The 20,218-nt window shown below is 61.1% G+C and carries 5 protein-coding genes; 3 read left to right on the forward strand and 2 right to left on the reverse strand.

Going from position 1 to position 20,218, the window contains the following annotated elements; genetic code table 11:
• Positions 1-208: 208 nt before the first annotated feature.
• Together ICA15_RS20145 and ICA15_RS20150 are read left to right on the forward strand one after the other, a co-directional pair.
• Entirely contained in the window at positions 209-15,847 is a 15,639-nt protein-coding gene (locus ICA15_RS20145; RefSeq protein WP_210554441.1) for a retention module-containing protein, read from the forward strand.
• A 148-nt stretch (positions 15,848-15,995) separates the two neighbouring features.
• The gene (locus ICA15_RS20150; RefSeq protein ID WP_042557024.1) at positions 15,996-16,334 is read left to right on the forward strand and encodes a hypothetical protein; all 339 of its coding nucleotides are present in this window, start codon (positions 15,996-15,998) and stop codon (positions 16,332-16,334) included.
• Between the two features lie 98 nt (positions 16,335-16,432).
• Here ICA15_RS20150 and lapD read toward each other — a convergent pair whose 3' ends face one another.
• Both lapD and lapG read right to left on the reverse strand, forming a co-directional pair.
• A complete protein-coding gene (lapD, locus tag ICA15_RS20155; protein WP_210554442.1) occupies positions 16,433-18,379 on the reverse strand; it encodes a cyclic di-GMP receptor LapD in 1,947 nt (648 codons plus the stop codon).
• A 14-nt stretch (positions 18,380-18,393) separates the two neighbouring features.
• On the reverse strand, positions 18,394-19,086 hold the full coding sequence (lapG, locus tag ICA15_RS20160) for a cysteine protease LapG (RefSeq protein ID WP_210554443.1): 693 nt from the start codon (positions 19,084-19,086) through the stop codon (positions 18,394-18,396).
• A 197-nt stretch (positions 19,087-19,283) separates the two neighbouring features.
• Here lapG and ICA15_RS20165 point away from each other — a divergent pair, with 197 nt between their 5' ends.
• A complete protein-coding gene (locus ICA15_RS20165) occupies positions 19,284-19,994 on the forward strand; it encodes a GntR family transcriptional regulator (protein WP_150605462.1) in 711 nt (236 codons plus the stop codon).
• Positions 19,995-20,218: the final 224 nt, after the last annotated feature.

The raw sequence follows: 20,218 nt of genomic DNA on the forward strand, positions 1-20,218 counted from the left end.
GTGACATTAGTGGGACGATTGTTTAGGATGGCACCCAGAAGGTCAATAGTTTGGCATAAAGTTAATAGCGAAAGAATATAGCCAAATTATTGACGAAAAACAGCGTCAATCTTGTATCGCAAATTTTTAAAGTACGTCCAGACTGAATTGGCATCCATGCCTTCAGGTCCATGGAAGTCAACTGAACGTGACACCCGGAGAGTCTTCAATGAGCAGTGTTGTTGCCATCGTCAAAAGCATTGTCGGTCAGGTATTCGTGGTGTCCCCAGAGGGCGTACGCCGCGTACTCGTTGAAGGCGATCGACTGTATGTGGGCGATCAGATCGATACTGGTCTTTCCGGCGCCGTGTCGCTGGAATTGGCTGATGGCCGCACGCTGGATCTGGGTCGCGATACCCAATGGAGCGCCAGCGCGCCCGACTCAAGCACTGACTTGGCTGAAGCCACCGCGCAGGCTGCGCCGTCTGTAGAAGAACTGCAGCAGGCCATCGCCGCGGGTGTCGACCCGACTACCGCACTCGACGCCACCGCTGCCGGCCCAAGCGCCGCAGGTACGGGTGGTGCTGCCGGTGGCGGTCATAGTTTCGTGATGCTCGACGCCACGGCGGGTCGCGTTGATCCGACTATTGGTTTCCCGACGGCGGGCATCAATTCGGCCGGTCAGGCTGCACAGAACATCACCGGCGGCCAGACCACTGACACGACGACGAATGCCCTGCGTGATTCGACCCTGAGCCTCAGCGCCACACCGACCATCACCGAAGCCGGCGGCGTGCTGGTGTACACCGCGACCCTGACCCAGGCGCCGCTCACCGACCTGACCATCACCCTGTCCAACGGCTCGGTGATTGTGATTCCGGCCGGCTCGACCACCGGTACCGTCAACGTACCGCTGGCACCGAACGACTCGGTTTATAACGACCCGACCCAGATCGACGTGACCGTCACCGGCACCACCGGCGGCAACGGCATCACCGTGACGCCGCCGACCACACCGGCCACGACTCAGGTTACCGACACCATCGACACCACCACCGTCACTCTGACGACGGCGCCGAACGTCACCGAGGGCGGCCAGATCACCTACACCGCGACCCTGACCAACCCGGCACAAACGCCGGTTACCGTCACCTTGTCGAACGGCTCGACCATCACCATCGGCGCGGGTCAGACCACCGGTACCGTCAACGTGCCGACCCCGGCCAATGACGTCTATAACAACGGCAGCACCGTCAGCACCACCATCACTGGCGCTACCGGCGGCAATTTCGAAAACCTGGTGCCTAACCCGACGCCAGCAGTGACCACCATCACTGACTCGATCGACAACACCGGCCTGACCCTGACCGCAACCGGCAGCGTCGTCGAGGGCGGCCAGATCACCTACACCGCGACTCTGACCAACCCGGCGCAAACACCGGTCACCGTCACCCTGTCGAACGGCTCGACCATCACCATCGGCGCGGGCCAGACCACAGGCACCGTCAACGTGCCGACCCCGGCCAACGACGTCTATAACAACGGCAGCACCGTCAGTACCACGATCACTGGCGCTACCGGCGGCAACTTCGAAAACCTGGTGCCTAACCCGACGCCAGCAGTGACCACCATTACCGACTCGGTCGACAATACCGGCCTGACCCTGACCGCGACCGGCAGCGTCGTCGAGGGCGGCCAGATCACCTACACCGCGACTCTGACCAACCCGGCGCAAACACCGGTTACCGTCACCTTGTCGAACGGCTCGACCATCACCATCGGTGCAGGCCAGACCACCGGTACCGTCAACGTGCCGACCCCGGCCAACGACGTCTACAACAACGGCAGCACCGTCAGCACCACCATCACTGGCGCTACCGGCGGCAATTTCGAAAACCTGGTGCCGAACCCGACGCCAGCAGTGACCACCATCACCGACTCGGTCGACAACACCGGCCTGAGCCTCAGCGCCACAGGCACGGTGGCTGAAGGTGGTTCGATCGTCTACACAGCGACCCTGACCAATCCGGCTGGCACGCCAGTGACCGTGACCCTGTCGAACGGCGCCGTCATCACCATCGACGCTGGCAAAACCACCGGCACCGTGACGGTTCCGGCGCCTGCCGATGACGTCTATAAAGACGCCGGCCAAGTCGAAGCAACCATTACCACTGCTACCGGCGGCAATTTCGAGAATCTTGTCCCGAGTACCACGCCAGCGGTGACCGAAGTCACTGACACCGTCGACACTTCGACCGTAAAACTGACCGCCGATACTTCGGTGGCTGAAGGTGGCACCGTCACTTACACCGCCACCATTGGCGCGCCAGTGACCGGCTCGCCGGTTGTCGTGACCCTGGCCAACGGTCAGAGCATCACCATCGCTGTCGGCCAGACCACTGGCACCGTGACCGCTGCCGCGCCGAACGATGCGCTGGTCGGTAATGCACCGCTGACCAACTCGATCACAGGCGTTTCCGGTGGCAACTACGAAGACCTCGTGGCCGACAAGACGCCGGTTTCGACTACCGTGACTGACGTCGCGGACACCACCAACCTGTCGTTGAGTGCAACCGGATCTGTGGCTGAGGGTGGCCAGATCACCTACACCGCAACACTGACCAACGCCGCTGGCTCGCCAGTGACCGTGACCCTGTCGAACGGCGCCGTCATCACCATCGACGCTGGCAAAACCACCGGTACCGTTACCGTTCCGGCGCCTGCCGATGACGTCTATATAGACGCTGGCAAAGTCGAAGCGACCATTGCCACGGCGGCTGGCGGCAATTTCGAGAACCTGGTGCCGAGCACGGTTCCAGCCGTCACTGACATTACCGACACCGTCGATACCTCGACCGTAAAACTGACTGCCGACACCTCGATCGCTGAAGGTGGCACCGTCACTTACACCGCGACTGTCGGTGCACCCGTGACAGGTTCTCCAGTGACCGTGACCCTGGCCAACGGCCAGAACATCACCATCGCTGTCGGCCAGACCACTGGCACCGTGACCTTCACTGCACCGAACGATGCATTGATTGGGCAGGCTCCGGTCACCAACTCGATCACCAACGTGACGGGCGGCAACTACGAGAACCTCGTAGCGGACAAAACCCCGGTCAGCACCACCGTGACTGACACCACCGACACCACCAACCTGTCGCTCAGCGCCACCGGTTCGGTAAATGAAGGCGGCCAGATCACTTACACCGCGACCCTGACCAACGCGGCTGGCTCGCCAGTCACCGTGACCCTGTCGAACGGTGCCGTGATCACCATTGATGCCGGTAAGACCACCGGCACCGTGACCGTTCCGGCGCCTGCCGATGACGTCTATATAGACGCTGGCAAAGTCGAAGCGACCATTGCCACGGCTACTGGCGGCAATTTCGAGAACCTGGTGCCGAGCACCGTTCCAGCCGTCACTGACATTACCGACACCGTCGACACTTCGACCGTCAAACTGACTGCGACCGAGTCCGCTGCTGAAGGTGGCACCGTCACTTACACCGCGACTGTCGGTGCACCGGTGACAGGTTCTCCAGTGACCGTGACCCTGGCTAACGGCCAGACCATCACCATCGGTGTTGGCCAGACCTCCGGTACCGCGACAACGACTGCCCCGAACGATGCATTGACCGGTCATGCACCGCTGACCAACTCGATCACCAACGTAACCGGCGGCAACTACGAAAACCTCGTGGCCGACAAAACTCCAGTCAGCACCACCGTGACTGACGTAGCGGACACCACCAACCTGTCGCTGAGTGCGACCGGCTCTGTGGCCGAGGGTGGCCAGATCACCTACACCGCGACCCTGACCAACGCTGCGGGCTCGCCAGTTACCGTGACCTTGTCGAACGGTTCGGTTATCACTATCGAAGCCGGTAAAACCACCGGCACCGTGACCGTTCCAGCGCCAGCCGATGACGTCTACAAGGACGCCGGCAAAGTCGAAGTGACCATCAAGGACGCTACCGGCGGCAACTTCGAGAACCTGGTGCCGAGCAACGTTGCGGCCGTCACCGACGTGACCGATACCGTCGACACCACCACCGTCAAACTGACCGCCAGCGAAACCGCGGCTGAAGGTGGCAGCGTCATCTACACCGCTACCGTCGGCGCGCCAGTGACGGGTTCACCTGTCGTGGTGACCCTGGCAAACGGCCAGAGCATCACCATTGCCGTGGGCCAGACCACAGGCACCGCGACCGCGACCGCACCGAACGATGTATTGGCCGGCCATACACCGCTGACCAACTCGATCACCAACGTAACCGGCGGCAACTACGAAAATCTGGTCGCTGACAAAACCCCGGTCAGCACCACCGTGACCGACACCGTCGACACCACCACCGTTTCGCTGACCGCCACCGGTAACGTCAACGAAGGCGGGCAGATCGTCTACACCGCGACCTTGAACAACCCGGCCGGCACCCCGGTGACCGTGACCCTGAGCAACGGCTCGACCATCACCATCGACGCCGGCAAGACCACTGGCACCGTGACTGTTCCGGCACCTGCCGATGACGTCTATAAAGACGCCGGCAAAGTCGAAGTGACCATCAAGGACACTACCGGCGGCAACTTCGAGAGCCTCGTTCCGAGCACCACACCAGCGGTCACCAACGTTGCCGACACGATCAACACTACGCACCTGACCCTCAGCGCCGAAAGCTATGTGCTCGAAGGCACGTCGATCACCTACACCGCGACCCTGACCAACGCCGCGCAAACGCCGGTAACCGTCAACCTCAGCAACGGCCAGACCATCACCATCGAAGCCGGTAAAACCACGGGTTCGGTGACCATTCCGGCACCGAGCGATGACGTCTATAAAGACGTCAGCAAGCTCACTGTAACCATGACCGATGCCAGCGGCGGCAACTTCGAGAAGCTCGACGTCAGCAAGACGCCGGTCAGCACCACCGTCAATGACACCGTCGACAAGACCAGCCTGACCCTGACCGCAAGCGACACCGTCAGCGAAGGTGGCCAGATCACCTACACCGCGACTCTGAGCAACCCGGCCGGCACCGCCATGACCGTGACCTTGGCCAACGGCGCAGTCATCAACATTGCTGCCGGCGCCACTCAGGGATCGGTGAACTTCGCCGCGCCAGCGAACACGCCGTATATCGATGGCGGCAAAGTGCAGACCGCGATTGCCAGCCACAGCGGCGGCAACTTCGAGCAGGTCGATGCCAACCGCTCGGCCGTGGTCACCACCGTCACCGACACCGTCGACACCACCAATATCAGCCTGAGCGCGACCGGTTCGGTCGCCGAGGGCGGCTCGATCATCTACACCGCCACACTGACCAATGCAGCCGGCACGGCCATGACCGTGACCTTGAGCAACGGCGCGGTGATCAACATCGCCAAAGGCGCCACCACCGGCACCGCCACCGTCGCAGCACCTGGCGATGACGTGTACAAGGACGCCGGCAAAGTCGACGCGAGCATCACCAAAACTACCGGCGGCAACTTCGAGAACCTGGTGGTCGACAAGACCCCGGCCGTGACCGACGTGACCGACACCATCGACAACAGCACCGTATCGCTGACCGCCACGGCCAGCACCGTTGAAGGTGGCGTAGTGGTTTACACCGCGTCCGTCACCGCGCCGGTTACGGGTTCGCCGGTTGTCGTGACCCTGTCCAACGGACAGACCATCACCATCCCGGTCGGCGCCAGCAGCGGCAGCGTCAACTTCACTGCACCGAACGATGCACTCGCGGGTGGCAACACCCTGAGCGTGAAGATCGACGGCACCAGCGGCGGCAACTACGAAAATCTGGTGGCGGACAAATCGCCGGCCGTGACTTCGGTGACCGATACGGTCGACACCACCAATCTGTCGCTGAGTGCGACCGGCTCCGTGGCCGAGGGTGGCCAGATCACCTACACCGCGACCCTGACCAACGCTGCGGGCTCGCCAGTGACCGTGACTCTGAGCAACGGCTCTGTAATCACCATCGAAGCAGGCAAAACCACCGGCACCGTGACCGTTCCGGCCCCATCCGATGACGTCTACAAAGACGCTGGCAAAGTCGAAGTCACCATCAAGGAAGCGACTGGCGGCAACTTCGAGAACCTGGTTCCAAGCACCACACCAGCCGTGACCGACGTTACTGACACCATCGACACCTCGACCGTCAAACTCACCGCGACCGAATCGGCGGCTGAAGGCGGCGCTGTCACCTATACCGCTACCGTTGGCGCACCAGTCACTGGTTCGCCGGTTGTCGTGACCTTGGCCAACGGCCAGACGATCACCATCGGTGTGGGCCAGACCACTGGCACCGCGACAACGACTGCACCGAACGATGCGTTGACCGGTCATGCGCCGCTGACCAACGCGATCACTGACGTGAGCGGCGGTAACTACGAAAATCTGGTGGCCGACAAAACCCCGGTCAGCACGACCGTGACCGACACCACCGACACCACCAACCTGTCGCTGAGCGCAACCGGTTCGGTAAATGAAGGCGGCCAGATCACCTACACCGCGACCCTGACCAACGCTGCTGGCTCGCCAGTGACCGTGACCCTGTCGAACGGCGCGGTGATCACCATCGAGGCGGGCAAAACCACTGGTACCGTGACCGTTCCAGCGCCGAGCGATGACGTTTACCAAGATGCCGGCAAAGTTGAAGCGACCATTTCGACTGCTACTGGCGGCAACTTCGAAAACCTGGTGCCGAGCACTGTTCCGGCCGTTACCACCGTCAACGACACCATCGACACCTCCACCGTGTCGCTGAGCGCCACCGCGAACGTCGCCGAAGGCGAAACCGTGGTTTACACCGCGACCGTGACCGCCCCGGTGACCGGCTCCCCAGTCGTGGTGACCCTGTCCAACGGCCAGACCATCACCATCGCCGTGGGCGAAACCACCGGCACCGTAAACTTCGTCGCGCCGAACAGCCCATTGGCGGGCGGCAGCTCGCTGAGCGTGACCATCGACGGCGCCACCGGCGGCAACTATGAAAAACTCGCTGTCGACGGCAAGCCCGCTGACACCGCGGTTTCGGACACCAACGACACCACCAACCTGAACCTGACCGCGACCGACTCGGTGGCTGAAGGTGGGTCGATTGATTACACCGCTACGCTGACCAACCCGGCCGGCACTCCGGTTACCGTGACCCTGTCGAACGGCGCGGTGATCACCATTGATGCCGGCAAAACGTTCGGTACTGTGACCGTTCCGGCACCGACCGATGACGTCTACAAAGATGCGGGCAAAGTCGAAGCGACTATTTCGACTGCAACTGGCGGCAACTTCGAAAACCTGGTGCCGAGCACTGTTCCGGCCGTCACCAACGTTACCGATACCATCGACACTACTATCGTCAAACTCACCGCGACCGAGTCGGCGGCTGAGGGTGGCGCTGTTACTTACACCGCAACTGTCGGCGCTCCAGTAACGGGTTCTCCAGTTGTCGTAACCCTGGCGAACGGGCAGACGATCACCATCGGCGTGGGCCAGACTACCGGCACCGCGACCACCATTGCGCCAAACGACGCGTTGGCTGGTCATGCGCCGATTACCAACGCGATCACTGAGGTGAGCGGCGGTAATTACGAAGATCTGGTGGCTGACAAGACGCCGGTTTCGACCAACGTCACTGACACTGTCGACACTACCAATCTGTCACTGACAGCGACCGGTTCTGTGGCCGAGGGTGGCCAGATCACCTACACCGCGACTCTGACTAACGCCGCTGGCTCGCCGGTGACTGTGACCCTGAGCAACGGCGCTGTGATCACCATTGAGGCTGGCAAAACCACCGGTACCGTTACCGTTCCGGCTCCTACCGATGACGTCTATAAAGACGCCGGTAAAGTCGAGGCGACCATTGCCACCGCTACCGGCGGCAATTTCGAAAACCTGATACCAAGTACTGTCCCGGCCGTTACCGACGTCACTGACACCGTCGACACCTCGACCGTGAAGCTGACTGCCGATACTTCGGTGGCTGAAGGCGGCACCGTCACTTACACCGCCACCGTTGGCGCCCCGGTGACTGGTTCGCCGGTTGTCGTGACATTGGCCAATGGTCAGAACATCACCATCGCTGTTGGCCAGACCACCGGCACCGTAACCGCTGCCGCGCCGAACGATGCGCTGGCCGGTAATGCACCGCTGACCAACTCGATCACAGGCGTTTCCGGCGGCAACTACGAAGATCTCGTGGCCGACAAGACGCCGGTTTCGACCACTGTGACTGATGTCGCTGACACCACCAACCTGTCGCTGACCGCGACCGGCACTGTGGCTGAAGGCGGCTCGATTGTTTACACCGCGACGCTGACCAACGCTGCCGGCTCGCCAGTGACTGTGACCCTGAGCAACGGCGCGGTGATCACCATCGAGGTGGGCAAAACGACCGGCACCGTGACCGTTCCGGCTCCGACCGATGACGTCTATAAAGACGCCGGCAAAGTCGAAGCGACCATTGCCACGGCCACCGGCGGCAATTTCGAGAATTTGGTGCCAAGCACCGTTCCAGCCGTTACTGACGTCACCGACACCATTGATACTTCGACGGTCAAACTGACTGCCGATACTTCCGTCGCTGAAGGCGGCACCGTCACTTACACCGCCACCGTTGGCGCGCCAGTGACCGGCTCGCCGGTTGTCGTGACATTGGCCAATGGTCAGAACATCACCATCGCTGTTGGCCAGACCACCGGCACCGTAACCGCTGCCGCGCCGAACGATGCGCTGGCCGGTAATGCACCGCTGACCAACTCGATCACAGGCGTTTCCGGCGGCAACTACGAAGATCTCGTGGCCGACAAGACGCCGGTTTCGACCACTGTGACTGATGTCGCTGACACCACCAACCTGTCGCTGACCGCGACCGGCACTGTGGCTGAAGGCGGCTCGATTGTTTACACCGCGACGCTGACTAACGCCGCTGGCTCCCCGGTGACTGTGACCCTGAGCAACGGCGCGGTGATCACCATCGAGGTGGGCAAAACGACCGGCACCGTGACCGTTCCAGCGCCGACCGATGACGTCTATAAAGACGCCGGCAAAGTCGAAGCGACCATTGCCACGGCCACCGGCGGCAATTTCGAGAACCTGGTGCCGAGCACCGTTCCAGCCGTTACTGACGTCACCGACACCATTGATACTTCGACGGTCAAACTGACTGCCGATACTTCCGTCGCTGAAGGCGGTACCGTCACTTACACCGCCACCGTTGGCGCCCCGGTGACTGGTTCGCCAGTTGTCGTAACCCTGGCCAACGGCCAGAACATCACCATCGCTGTTGGCCAGACCACCGGCACCGTGACCGCTGCCGCGCCGAACGATGCGCTGGCCGGTAATGCACCCCTGACCAACTCGATCACAGGCGTTTCCGGCGGCAACTACGAAGATCTCGTGGCCGACAAGACGCCGGTTTCGACCACCGTGACTGATGTCGCTGACACCACCATCCTGTCGCTGACCGCGACCGGCACTGTGGCTGAAGGCGGCTCGATTGTTTACACCGCGACGCTGACCAACGCTGCCGGCTCGCCAGTGACTGTGACCCTGAGCAACGGCGCGGTGATCACCATCGAGGCGGGCAAAACGACCGGCACCGTGACCGTTCCGGCTCCGACCGATGACGTCTATAAAGACGCCGGCAAAGTCGAAGCGACCATTGCCACGGCCACCGGCGGCAATTTCGAGAATCTGGTGCCAAGCATCGTTCCAGCCGTGACCGACGTCACCGACACCATCGACACGTCGACCGTCAAATTGACCGCGACCGAGTCGGCGGCAGAAGGCGGCACTGTTACTTACACCGCGACTGTTGGCGCCCCGGTAACTGGCTCGCCAGTCACCGTGACTCTGGCTAACGGTCAGAACATCACCATCGGTGTTGGCCAGACCACTGGCACCGTGACCTTCACCGCGCCGAACGATGCGTTGACCGGTCATGCGCCAATTACTAACGCAATCACTGACGTAACCGGCGGCAATTACGAAAACCTCGTAGCCGACAAAACTCCGGTCAGCACCACCGTGACCGACACCGTCGACACCACCAATCTGTCTCTGACGGCGACCGGTTCTGTGGCCGAGGGTGGCCAGATCACCTACACCGCCACTCTGACCAACGCCGCTGGTTCGCCAGTGACTGTGACCCTGAGCAACGGCTCGGTAATCACCATCGACGCTGGCAAGACCACCGGCACCGTGACCATTCCTGCGCCATCCGATGACGTCTACAAAGACGCCGGTTCCGTCCAGGCAACGATCAAAACCGCCACCGGTGGCAACTTCGAAAACCTGGTACCAAGCACTGTTCCAGCAGTGACCAGCGTCACCGACACCATCGACACCACGACGGTGAAGCTGACCGCCACCGGTACAGCGGCTGAAGGCGGCAATGTCGTCTACACCGCTACCGTCGGAGCACCAGTCACCGACTCGCCTGTCGTCGTGACACTGGCCAACGGTCAGACGATTACTATCGGCGTCGGCCAGACCACTGGCACCGCGACCTTCGTTGCGCCGAACGATGCGTTGACTGGCCACGCGCCGATCACCAACTCGATCACCAACGTAACCGGCGGCAACTTCGAAAACCTCGTAGCCGACAAGACTCCGGTTTCGACAACCGTGACCGACACCGTCGACACCACCAACCTGTCGCTGACCGCGACCGGCAGCGTGGCCGAGGGTGGCCAGATCACTTACACCGCCACCCTGACCAACGCCGCTGGCTCGCCGGTGACTGTGACCCTGAGCAACGGCTCGGTTATCACCATCGACGCTGGCAAAACCACTAGCACCGTGACCATTCCTGCGCCATCCGATGACGTCTACAAAGACGCCGGTTCCGTGCAGGCAACCATCACCAACGCTACCGGTGGCAACTTCGAAAACCTGGTACCAAGCACTGTTCCGGCGGTCACCAGCGTTACCGATACCATCGACACTACTACCGTCAAACTCACTGCGACCACAACCGCAGCCGAGGGCGGCAACGTTGTCTACACGGCGACTGTCGGCGCGCCTGTCACCGACTCGCCTGTCGTCGTGACTCTGGCTAACGGTCAAACGATTACGATCGGCGTCGGCCAGACGACCGGCACCGCGACCTTCGTTGCGCCGAACGATGCGTTGACTGGCCACGCGCCGATCACCAACTCGATCACCAACGTAACTGGCGGCAACTACGAAAACCTCGTAGCCGACAAGACTCCGGTTTCGACAACCGTGACCGACACCGTCGACACCACTAACCTGTCGCTGACCGCGACCGGCACCGTGGCCGAGGGTGGCCAGATCACTTACACCGCCACCCTGACCAACGCCGCTGGCTCGCCAGTCACCGTGACCCTAAGCAACGGCTCGGTTATCACCATCGACGCTGGCAAAACCACTGGCACCGTGACCATTCCTGCGCCATCCGATGACGTCTACAAAGACGCCGGTTCCGTGCAGGCAACCATCACCAACGCCACCGGTGGCAACTTCGAAAACCTGGTACCAAGCACTGTTCCGGCGGTCACCAGCGTTACCGATACCATCGACACCTCCACCGTAAAACTCACTGCGACCACAACCGCAGCCGAGGGCGGCAACGTTGTCTACACGGCAACTGTCGGTGCTCCAGTAACCGGTTCTCCAGTTGTCGTGACCTTGGCTAACGGCCAGACGATAACCATCGGCGTCGGCCAGACTACTGGCACCGCAACAACAACCGCGCCGAATGACGCGTTGACCGGTCACACCCCGCTGACCAACTCGATCACCAACGTAACCGGTGGCAACTACGAAAACCTCGTAGCCGACAAAACCCCGGTCAGCACCACCGTGACCGACACCGTCGACACCACCAACCTGTCGCTGACCGCGACCGGTTCTGTGGCCGAGGGTGGCCAGATCACCTACACCGCAACGCTGACCAACGTCGCTGGCTCGCCGGTGACTGTGACCCTGAGCAACGGCTCGGTAATCACCATCGACGCTGGCAAGACCACCGGCACCGTGACCATTCCTGCGCCATCCGATGACGTCTACAAAGACGCCGGTTCCGTGCAGGCAACGATCAGCACCGCTACCGGTGGCAACTTCGAAAACCTGGTACCAAGCAAAACACCAGCCGTGACCAGCGTCACCGACACCATCGACACCACCACTGCCAGCATCACCGGCAGCACCTCGGTAACGGAAGGTCAGACCGCCAGCTATACCGTCAGCCTGACGCACCCGGCGCAAACCGAGGTGACCCTGAAAATCGTCTACAGCGGCACCGCTGCCGACGGTTCGGACTTCACTGGCGTGTACACCGTGAAGATCCCGGCCGGCGCCAGCAGCGCGCAGTTCAACGTCGCGACCCTCGATGACAAGATCACCGAAGGCACCGAGAACTTCGTGGTCAAGATCGACACGGCCACTGGCGGCAACTTCGAGAATCTGGCGGTCAGCACCACCAATGGCAGCGTCAGCACCTCGATCATCGACAACGATGCGCCACCGGTTATCGATCTGGACGCCAACAACTCCAGCGGTGCAACCGGGGCCGATTACAAGGTGACTTTCACCGAAAATACTCCGGGCGCAGGTGTGTCGATTGCCGACACCGATATCAGAATCACCGATCCGGACAGCACCATGCTGACCGGCGCCACCGTCGTGCTGACCAACCGTCAGGACGGCGATGCGCTGAATCTGGGCAACAGCGTCAACGGCATCACGATCAATGCAAACAGCACCAACGGCACTGTCACCCTGACTCTGTCGGGTAACGCGACGCTTGCCGATTACATGCAGGCGATCAAGAACATCAGCTTCACCAACAACAGTGAAGATCCGAGCACGGTGCCGCGCATCATCACCGTGACCGTGACCGATGGCGGCAACTACTCCAACACCGCGACCACCACGGTCAACGTGCTGCCAGTCAACGATGCACCGGTTGCAGCGCCGACCAACGTCACCGGCACCGAAGACACCCCGCTGATCCTCGGCTGGTCGACCTTTGGTGTGACGGATGTCGACAGCCCGTCCAGCAGCCTCGGGGTGAAAATCACCCAACTGCCGGGTGAAGGCAAACTGCAGTACCTGGACGGTTCGACCTGGAAAGACGTCGCCAACAACCAGACCTTCAGCAAGGCTGATATCGACGCTGGCAAGCTGCGTTTCATGCCGGACGCCAACGAGTCGGGTGTGAACGGTTACGGCGGCACCGGCATTGGCAACAACCAGGCTGACTACGCGCAGATCAAGTTCCAGCCAACCGACGGCCAATTGCTGGGCAACACAGGCACCGTGAAGATCGACATCACGCCAGTGGCGGATGCCCCGACCTTGGGCGTTGCCGATAACAGCGTGAAGTCGACCGGGCTGATCAAGGAAGTCTGGACCGGCCTGTCGGGCCTGGGCACCAACGGCAACGGCGCAGATTCGACCACGCTGAAAAACGTGATCGACGGCGCTGGTACGCCGAACTCCAGCGGCAGCGTGACCAACGTGCAGTCCGACGGCAGCGTGACCGCTGGCACCGCTTCAAAGACGTCCGGCCTGATCTTCCTCGAAGCCGGCAAGACCTACACTTTCAGCGGCATCGCCGATGACAGTCTGCTGATCACCATTGGCGGCAAGAATGTGGCGTCGGGTACCTGGGGCGCGGGCGGCGCGATCAACGGATCGTTCACCCCGACCACCAGCGGCTACTACACGCTGGACATCTACCACCACAACCAGAGCGGCCCGGGCAGTTACGACGTCAACCTGTCGGTCAACGGCAGCACGCCGATCGACCTGAGCAGCGCCGGCGTACCGATCTACACCGGCGTGCAGGATCTGGTGAATTCCGGCGTGACCGTCTCCGACCTGCACGGTACTAACGGCGAAGGTTATTACGACGGCTACAAGCTCAACACCGGCGCCGAAGGCACCACGGTGAAACTGTCGGCGATCAACACCGCCCTGACCGACACCGACGGCTCGGAAACCCTGAGCGTGAAGATCAGCGGCGCGCCGGTCGGCTCGGTACTGAGCGACGGCGCCGGCCATAGCTTCACGGTCACCGCGAGCAACGGCGAAGCCAACGTCACCGGTTGGAGCCTCGGTAGCCTGACCGTGACCCCGCCGACCTACTACAACGGCCAGTTCAACCTGACCGTGACATCAACCTCCACCGAAGCCGTGGGCGGTTCGGCCAGTAGCACCGCGACCATTCCGGTCACCGTGGTGCCGGCGGTCTACAACGCCATTACCGCGACTTCGGCTGACGACACTGTCGTCGGTACTGACGGCAACGACATCGTTGTCGCCGACATCGGCGGTCTGACCGTGGTGCCGGGCACCAACTACAACATCGCGTTCATGGTCGACAGCTCCGGCAGTATGAGCGCCTCTTCGCTCAACGCCGCGAAGGACTCGCTGACGTCGGTGTTCAACACCCTCAAGCAGAGCCTGGGCGGCAGCAACTCGGGCACGGTGAATATCTTCCTGGTGGACTTCGATACCCAGGTCAATAAATCGGTGTCGGTGAACCTTAACGATCCAAATGCGCTGACGCAGCTCAAGGCAGCGCTGGACTCGATGACGTCCGGCGGCGGCACCAACTACGAGGATGTGTTCAAAACCACAGCCAACTGGTTCCAGAGTGCTGATGCAGTGGCCAACGCCGGCGCGAAGAACCTCACGTACTTCATCACCGACGGCCAACCGACTTACTACCAGGCCAGCGAGCAGACCAACCCGACGCTGTACGGCAGCGTGAAGTTCGACAGTGTGGTGACGACCAGCAACTACAAGCTGGGTGACACCTTCAGCACTTACATCGACAACACGCATTACCTGAGCATCAACTCCAGCGGCTTTGCCCAGTTGCAGACGTACTCCAACCGTTATGGCTGGTCCACCACCAATCTGGGCACCGTACACGCTCAGGGTGACGGCACTTACGAGCTGTCCGGCCTGGCAGGTAGCGGTAACAGCACCGACTGGTACACCACCAGTAACTCGACCAGCAGCTTCTCGTTGCTCAGCAACCTGTCGAACGTCGAAGCCATCGGCCTTAACAGCGGCGTCAGCCTCAGTGACCTGAAACCGTACGATTCGGACGGCGTGCCGCAGACCAACATCGATCCGAAGGATCTGGCCAACTCGATCATCGGCCACACCGAAGCGACGATGCCGGGCAACGACACCGTCAACGGTGGCGCCGGCAACGACATCCTGTTCGGCGATCTGGTCAGCTTCAACGGCATCGCCGGCGAGGGTTACCAGGCAATGCAGGCGTTCGTCGCCAAGGAAACCGGCGTCGAGGTCAGCAAAGTCAGCACCAGCAATGTGCACCAGTACATCACCGAGCACTATCAGGCGTTCGATGTATCCGGTGCGCATGACGGCAACGACACCCTCTTGGGCGGCGCGGGCAATGACATCCTGTTCGGCTCGGGCGGCAATGACGTGCTCGACGGCGGCAAAGGCAATGACATCCTGCTGGGCGGCACCGGCAACGACACACTGATCGGCGGTCAGGGCAATGACATCCTGATCGGTGGTTCCGGTGCCGACACCTTCGTCTGGAAGTCGGGTGATACCGGCAACGACGTGATCAAGGACTTCAAAGCCGCCGAAGGTGACCGTATCGACTTGCGTGATCTGTTGCAGGGCGAAACCGGCAGCACCATCGACAACTTCCTGAAGATCACCACGGTCGATGGCACGTCGTCGCTGCAAGTCAGCTCGGCAGGCAAGTTCAACTCCGGTGACGCTGCCGCAGCAACACCGGACGTGACGATCAAACTGGAAGGCAACAACTGGTCGAGCGCCAACATCCACAACCTGATTGCCGGCAGCGACCCGACCATCAAAGTCGACCACAACAACAGCTGATCCGCGTGCAAAACGGCCGCCCTTCTGGGGCGGCCGTCACGTTTGCGATGACCGCAGCGGTGACGATTGGGTCGCCGCACCGCATACTTGCGCGCAGTTGGCTATGCTGCTGACAGCATGACGCTGGTTCATATCTGAGGGATGCCCAATGTTTTACGTGCAACGCGATGCGCAAGGTGAGTTGATTCGCGTGGAAGCTGCGGCCTACGCCGAGGCCACGGAAACGCTGCCGGCCGACCACCATGAAATCCAGGCGTGGTACGCCAACGAAGCTGTGGAAAACAGCCTCAAACAGCTCAAGCAGAGCGACTTTGAGATGATTCGGGTACTCGACGACCTGATTCAGGTGTTGACCAGCAAAGGGGTGATCCGCGTCACCGACCTGCCGGAAGCGGCCCAGGCCAAGCTGATGGACCGGACTCAGGCGCGTGAGGCATTGGGCGGGTTGAGTCAGTTGATTGATGAGGATGAGGGCGGCTTGATTTAGAAGCAAAAGATCGCAGCCTTCGGCAGCTCCTACAGGGAACGCATTCCAATGTAGGAGCTGCCGAAGGCTGCGATCTTTTCGCTTTCAAATCTTGAGATTTACTTCCAAGGCTTGGGCTCACCGAGCAACTGCCCCTGAACCCCATACAAGCCCATCTCGCGAATCACCGACAACTCCCCTTCCGTCTCGACCCGCTCGGCAATCAGCGGCAGATCAATGCTGTGCGCCGCGCGCTGGATGGCTTCGATAAACAGACGCTTGTCGCTCTCCTGATCAATCGCCCGAATGTAGCTGCCATCGATTTTCAAGTACGCCAGCCCTAGCCGCGCCAGGTTGCCGATCATGCTGAAGCGTCCGCCGAAACGTTGCAGGCTCAGAGAGAAACCCAGTTCACGCAGACGCCGGGTCAATTGCTCCAGCACCGCTTGTTCCGGCAATTGTTCCTCGCCGATCTCAAGGGTCAGGCGTGGGCCGAGGTTGGAATGCATCCGCAAAATCTCGAAGATTTTGTTCAATGCCTGTGGGTCCGCCAACGTTGCCGAAGACAGGTTCAGTGCCAGCGAATCCTCATGTTCGTTCATCTGCTCAAGCACTCGCTCCAGCATCAGGCGATCAAGCCGCGCGGTCCAGCCGAAGCGCTCCAGCCACGGCAGGAAACGGCCGGCCGGGACGGTCTGGCCCTGCTCGTCGAGCAAGCGCGACAGCACTTTGTAATGCAGCACCAGTTGCGTGTCCTGCGCGGCCACCACTGGCTGGAAATACAACTCGAAGCGCTGCTGACTCAACGCCTGATCAAGCAAGCGATGCCAGGCATGGTGATCGTCGCCAACATCGGCTGTCAGACTGTGATCGATACACGCCCAGTTCTGCTCGCCCTGCCCTTCGGCCTGGGCCAATGCCTGATCGCCGAGGCTGAGCACCGCTTGCGGTGAATCGCCGTGTGCAAACGGTGCAAGACCGATCGAAGCAACCGCCGCCACGTCAGTTGCGCCGGTGGCGTGCAGGCTGCTCAGGGCACTGTCGAGGTTCTGCGCCAGTTGCAGCGCTTCCTCACGCACCAGGCCCGGCGCCAGCACGGCAAACTCACCGCCACGAATACGCGTGACGAGGTTCTGGGTTTCCGGGTATTTGGCGCATTCGCGCGACAATTGCTCGCCGACCGCTTTCAACAATTCATCGGTGCGCTGCCCCCCCAGGCGCTGGTTCAACCCGGCCAGATCCTTGACCCGTAACAGCAGCAGATAACCTGAGCTGGCCTGCTCCGGGTTGCTCACGCGATTGTTCAGTTGCATCTCGAAATAACGGCGGTTGGCCAGCCCCGTGAGGTTGTCCTGATAGGACTCGGCGCGCAGCTTTTCGCTGCGTTCGGCCTGCTCCTGAAACAGCGCCTTGAGCTTCTCGACCATCTGGTTCATCGCTTGCACCACACGGCGCAGTTCAGGGGTGCGCGGCAGGTCCGGCAGGCTGAGGAATTCACGCCGGGCAATGGCGTGGGACTGCTTGACCATGTAATCCAGCGGCTTCAACTGCCGACGCAGCAGCAGCGCGCCGAGCACCGCACTCACTGCGCCACACATCAGCAACCAGCCAAGGCTGCCCAACGCGCTCTGCCACAGCTTGGCCACGGCAAACATCGGGTGGCTGACCACCTCGACCCGCGCAGCCTGCTCCCAGCCGCGGCTGACCAATGCGTCGCCCCCGGCCGGCTCCAGACCGATCAGTTTGACGAACCAGTCCGGCACGTTACTCACCGTGGGGGCGCCGTTGCGCTCGACGATGGTCTGGTCGGTCTTCACATCGACCACACGGATGCTCGCGTAGTAACCGCTGTCGAAAATCGAGCTGACCAGCAGCTCGACCATCGCCGGGTCGTCGATATTCGGCGTCAGCGACAACGCCAGCGCCGTGGCGGCGTCCTGAGCGTGAGAGCGCAACTGGTTGACGTACTGGGTACGCGAGCTCTCCAGACTGACCATGAAGCTGCCGGTGAAGGCGACCACCAGGAACAGACAGATAGCGATCAACAGCTGTTTGAACAAAGACATCTGAGCGCGTGCTCCTAGTTAATCGTTTCGACCGCGAAACCTTCGGCCTGCATTTTCTTCAGCACATCCTGCCAGCGCGACAGGCGTTTGGTGTCGCCGACCTTTTTGTTGCCCTTGGCGCCCGGCAAATACAAACCTTCAGCATTGAAAGAGTAGACCGGCAGCAAATCGGTTCGCTGGGAGGCAGGCTGAATCGGATCGATCAGGCTGTCGAGCACCAACGGCATGGCATCGGGAGTGGCATAGTACGTCAGCACCATGTGCGCGCGGTTCTGGCGCAGTGCCTTGACGTAGGTGATGCGTAGCTTGTCACTGGAAACACCGAGGTGGCGCAGGCTGAAATACTTGGCGATTGCATAGTCTTCGCAGTCGCCGGCGCCCTTCCACAGTGCTTCGATCGGGGTTTCCCAATAGTCGACCTCATGCCACAGATCAATGTCTTCGACATAGCGCACCTGTTTGTTGAAGAACAGGTTCACCACTTTGAGTTTTTCAATTTCGCCGACCTGTTTCTGCGTGGCCAACAGATTTTGCCAGGCATCGATCCGCTGCTGGCCGGCGCCCAGCGGTCCATAGATTGCCGTGGCCTTGCGGCTGATCACGGAAAAATCCCAATCGGCATGCAGACCGCCCAGCATGACGCCGGCCAGTAACAGTGCGCAGCCAAGCCAGCGCAGCGTCCGAGGGATCGCGAAACGTACCGCCACAGCAGGTTTCCAGGGGGCAGGAAGGAAAGCGTTTGATGGTGAAGCTTAGCCGGGTAAAAAACAATGGCACCATGAGATCATCGTGACCGCGCTAAACTTGTTTAAAGGCACTGAACCTCTACATGGTTTGACAAGCTGTAGAGCAGTCACTAGTGTCATTTGGATCCAAATTCAGTCGACATACAGGGTGCGTAGTCGTGACACAGAAGCCCAAACCGCTACAGAGCATTAAAGTCGATGGGCCTATTCCTGCACACTTGGCTCGCTCGATCATCGAAGAAACCTTGCGCGCCGCCATCCTTGATGGTCGTTTGCCCTGCGGCACCGCCCTGCGCCAGCAGGATCTGGCCGATCTGTTCGGTGTCAGCCGCATGCCCGTGCGCGAAGCCTTGCGTCAGCTTGAGGCGCAGGCGCTGCTGAGCGTGACCGCGCACAAAGGCGCAGTGGTTGCGCCATTGATTCAGGGTGATGCCACGCAAACCTACGAGCTGCGGATTTTGCTCGAGTCCGAAGCCATGCGCCAATCCATTCCGCTGCTGACCGCTGCCGATCACGAGCAGGCGGCCAGGTATATCGATGAGCTCGAGACTCAGCACGATTACACGGAGATCGGCCGGCTCAACCGTTTGTTGCACATGGCGATGTACAGCAAGGCACCCAACCGGCGGCTATTGCGCCTGGTCGAAGACGGGCTCAACGAAGAAGAGCGCTTCCTGCGCTTCAACCTCGAGGCCATGGGCCTGGGCAAGCTTTCTCAGGACGACCACCGCGCCATGCTGCAAGCGGTGATCGAGCGCGATGTCGAGCGCTCCGTGGCACTGCTTGAGCAGCACCTCAACCGCGGTGTTGAAGTCATCACCCGTTATCTCGCCAGCCCGGCGGCGCTAAGCCGCAAGGCCGCACGCTGACTCTGCACGCCGGGACTGGACTTAACTGTCTGCCCGGCGAATAACCCGCTTACAAATCCCCCTCCCTACGTCTTCGAATCCACTGGCATATCCCCCCCTGCGCTCTAACCTCCCTGCGCCTATCAGGCCCGAAATATATGCACCTCACCGGAACGAATCGGTAATAGCCGTGGCGGCCATTTACGCTCAGTCTTGAACGGCCAAAACAATAAAGAACGGGCGAC

The sequence above is a fragment of the Pseudomonas sp. P116 genome (genome assembly GCF_020149425.1).
Lineage (GTDB): Bacteria > Pseudomonadota > Gammaproteobacteria > Pseudomonadales > Pseudomonadaceae > Aquipseudomonas > Aquipseudomonas anatoliensis.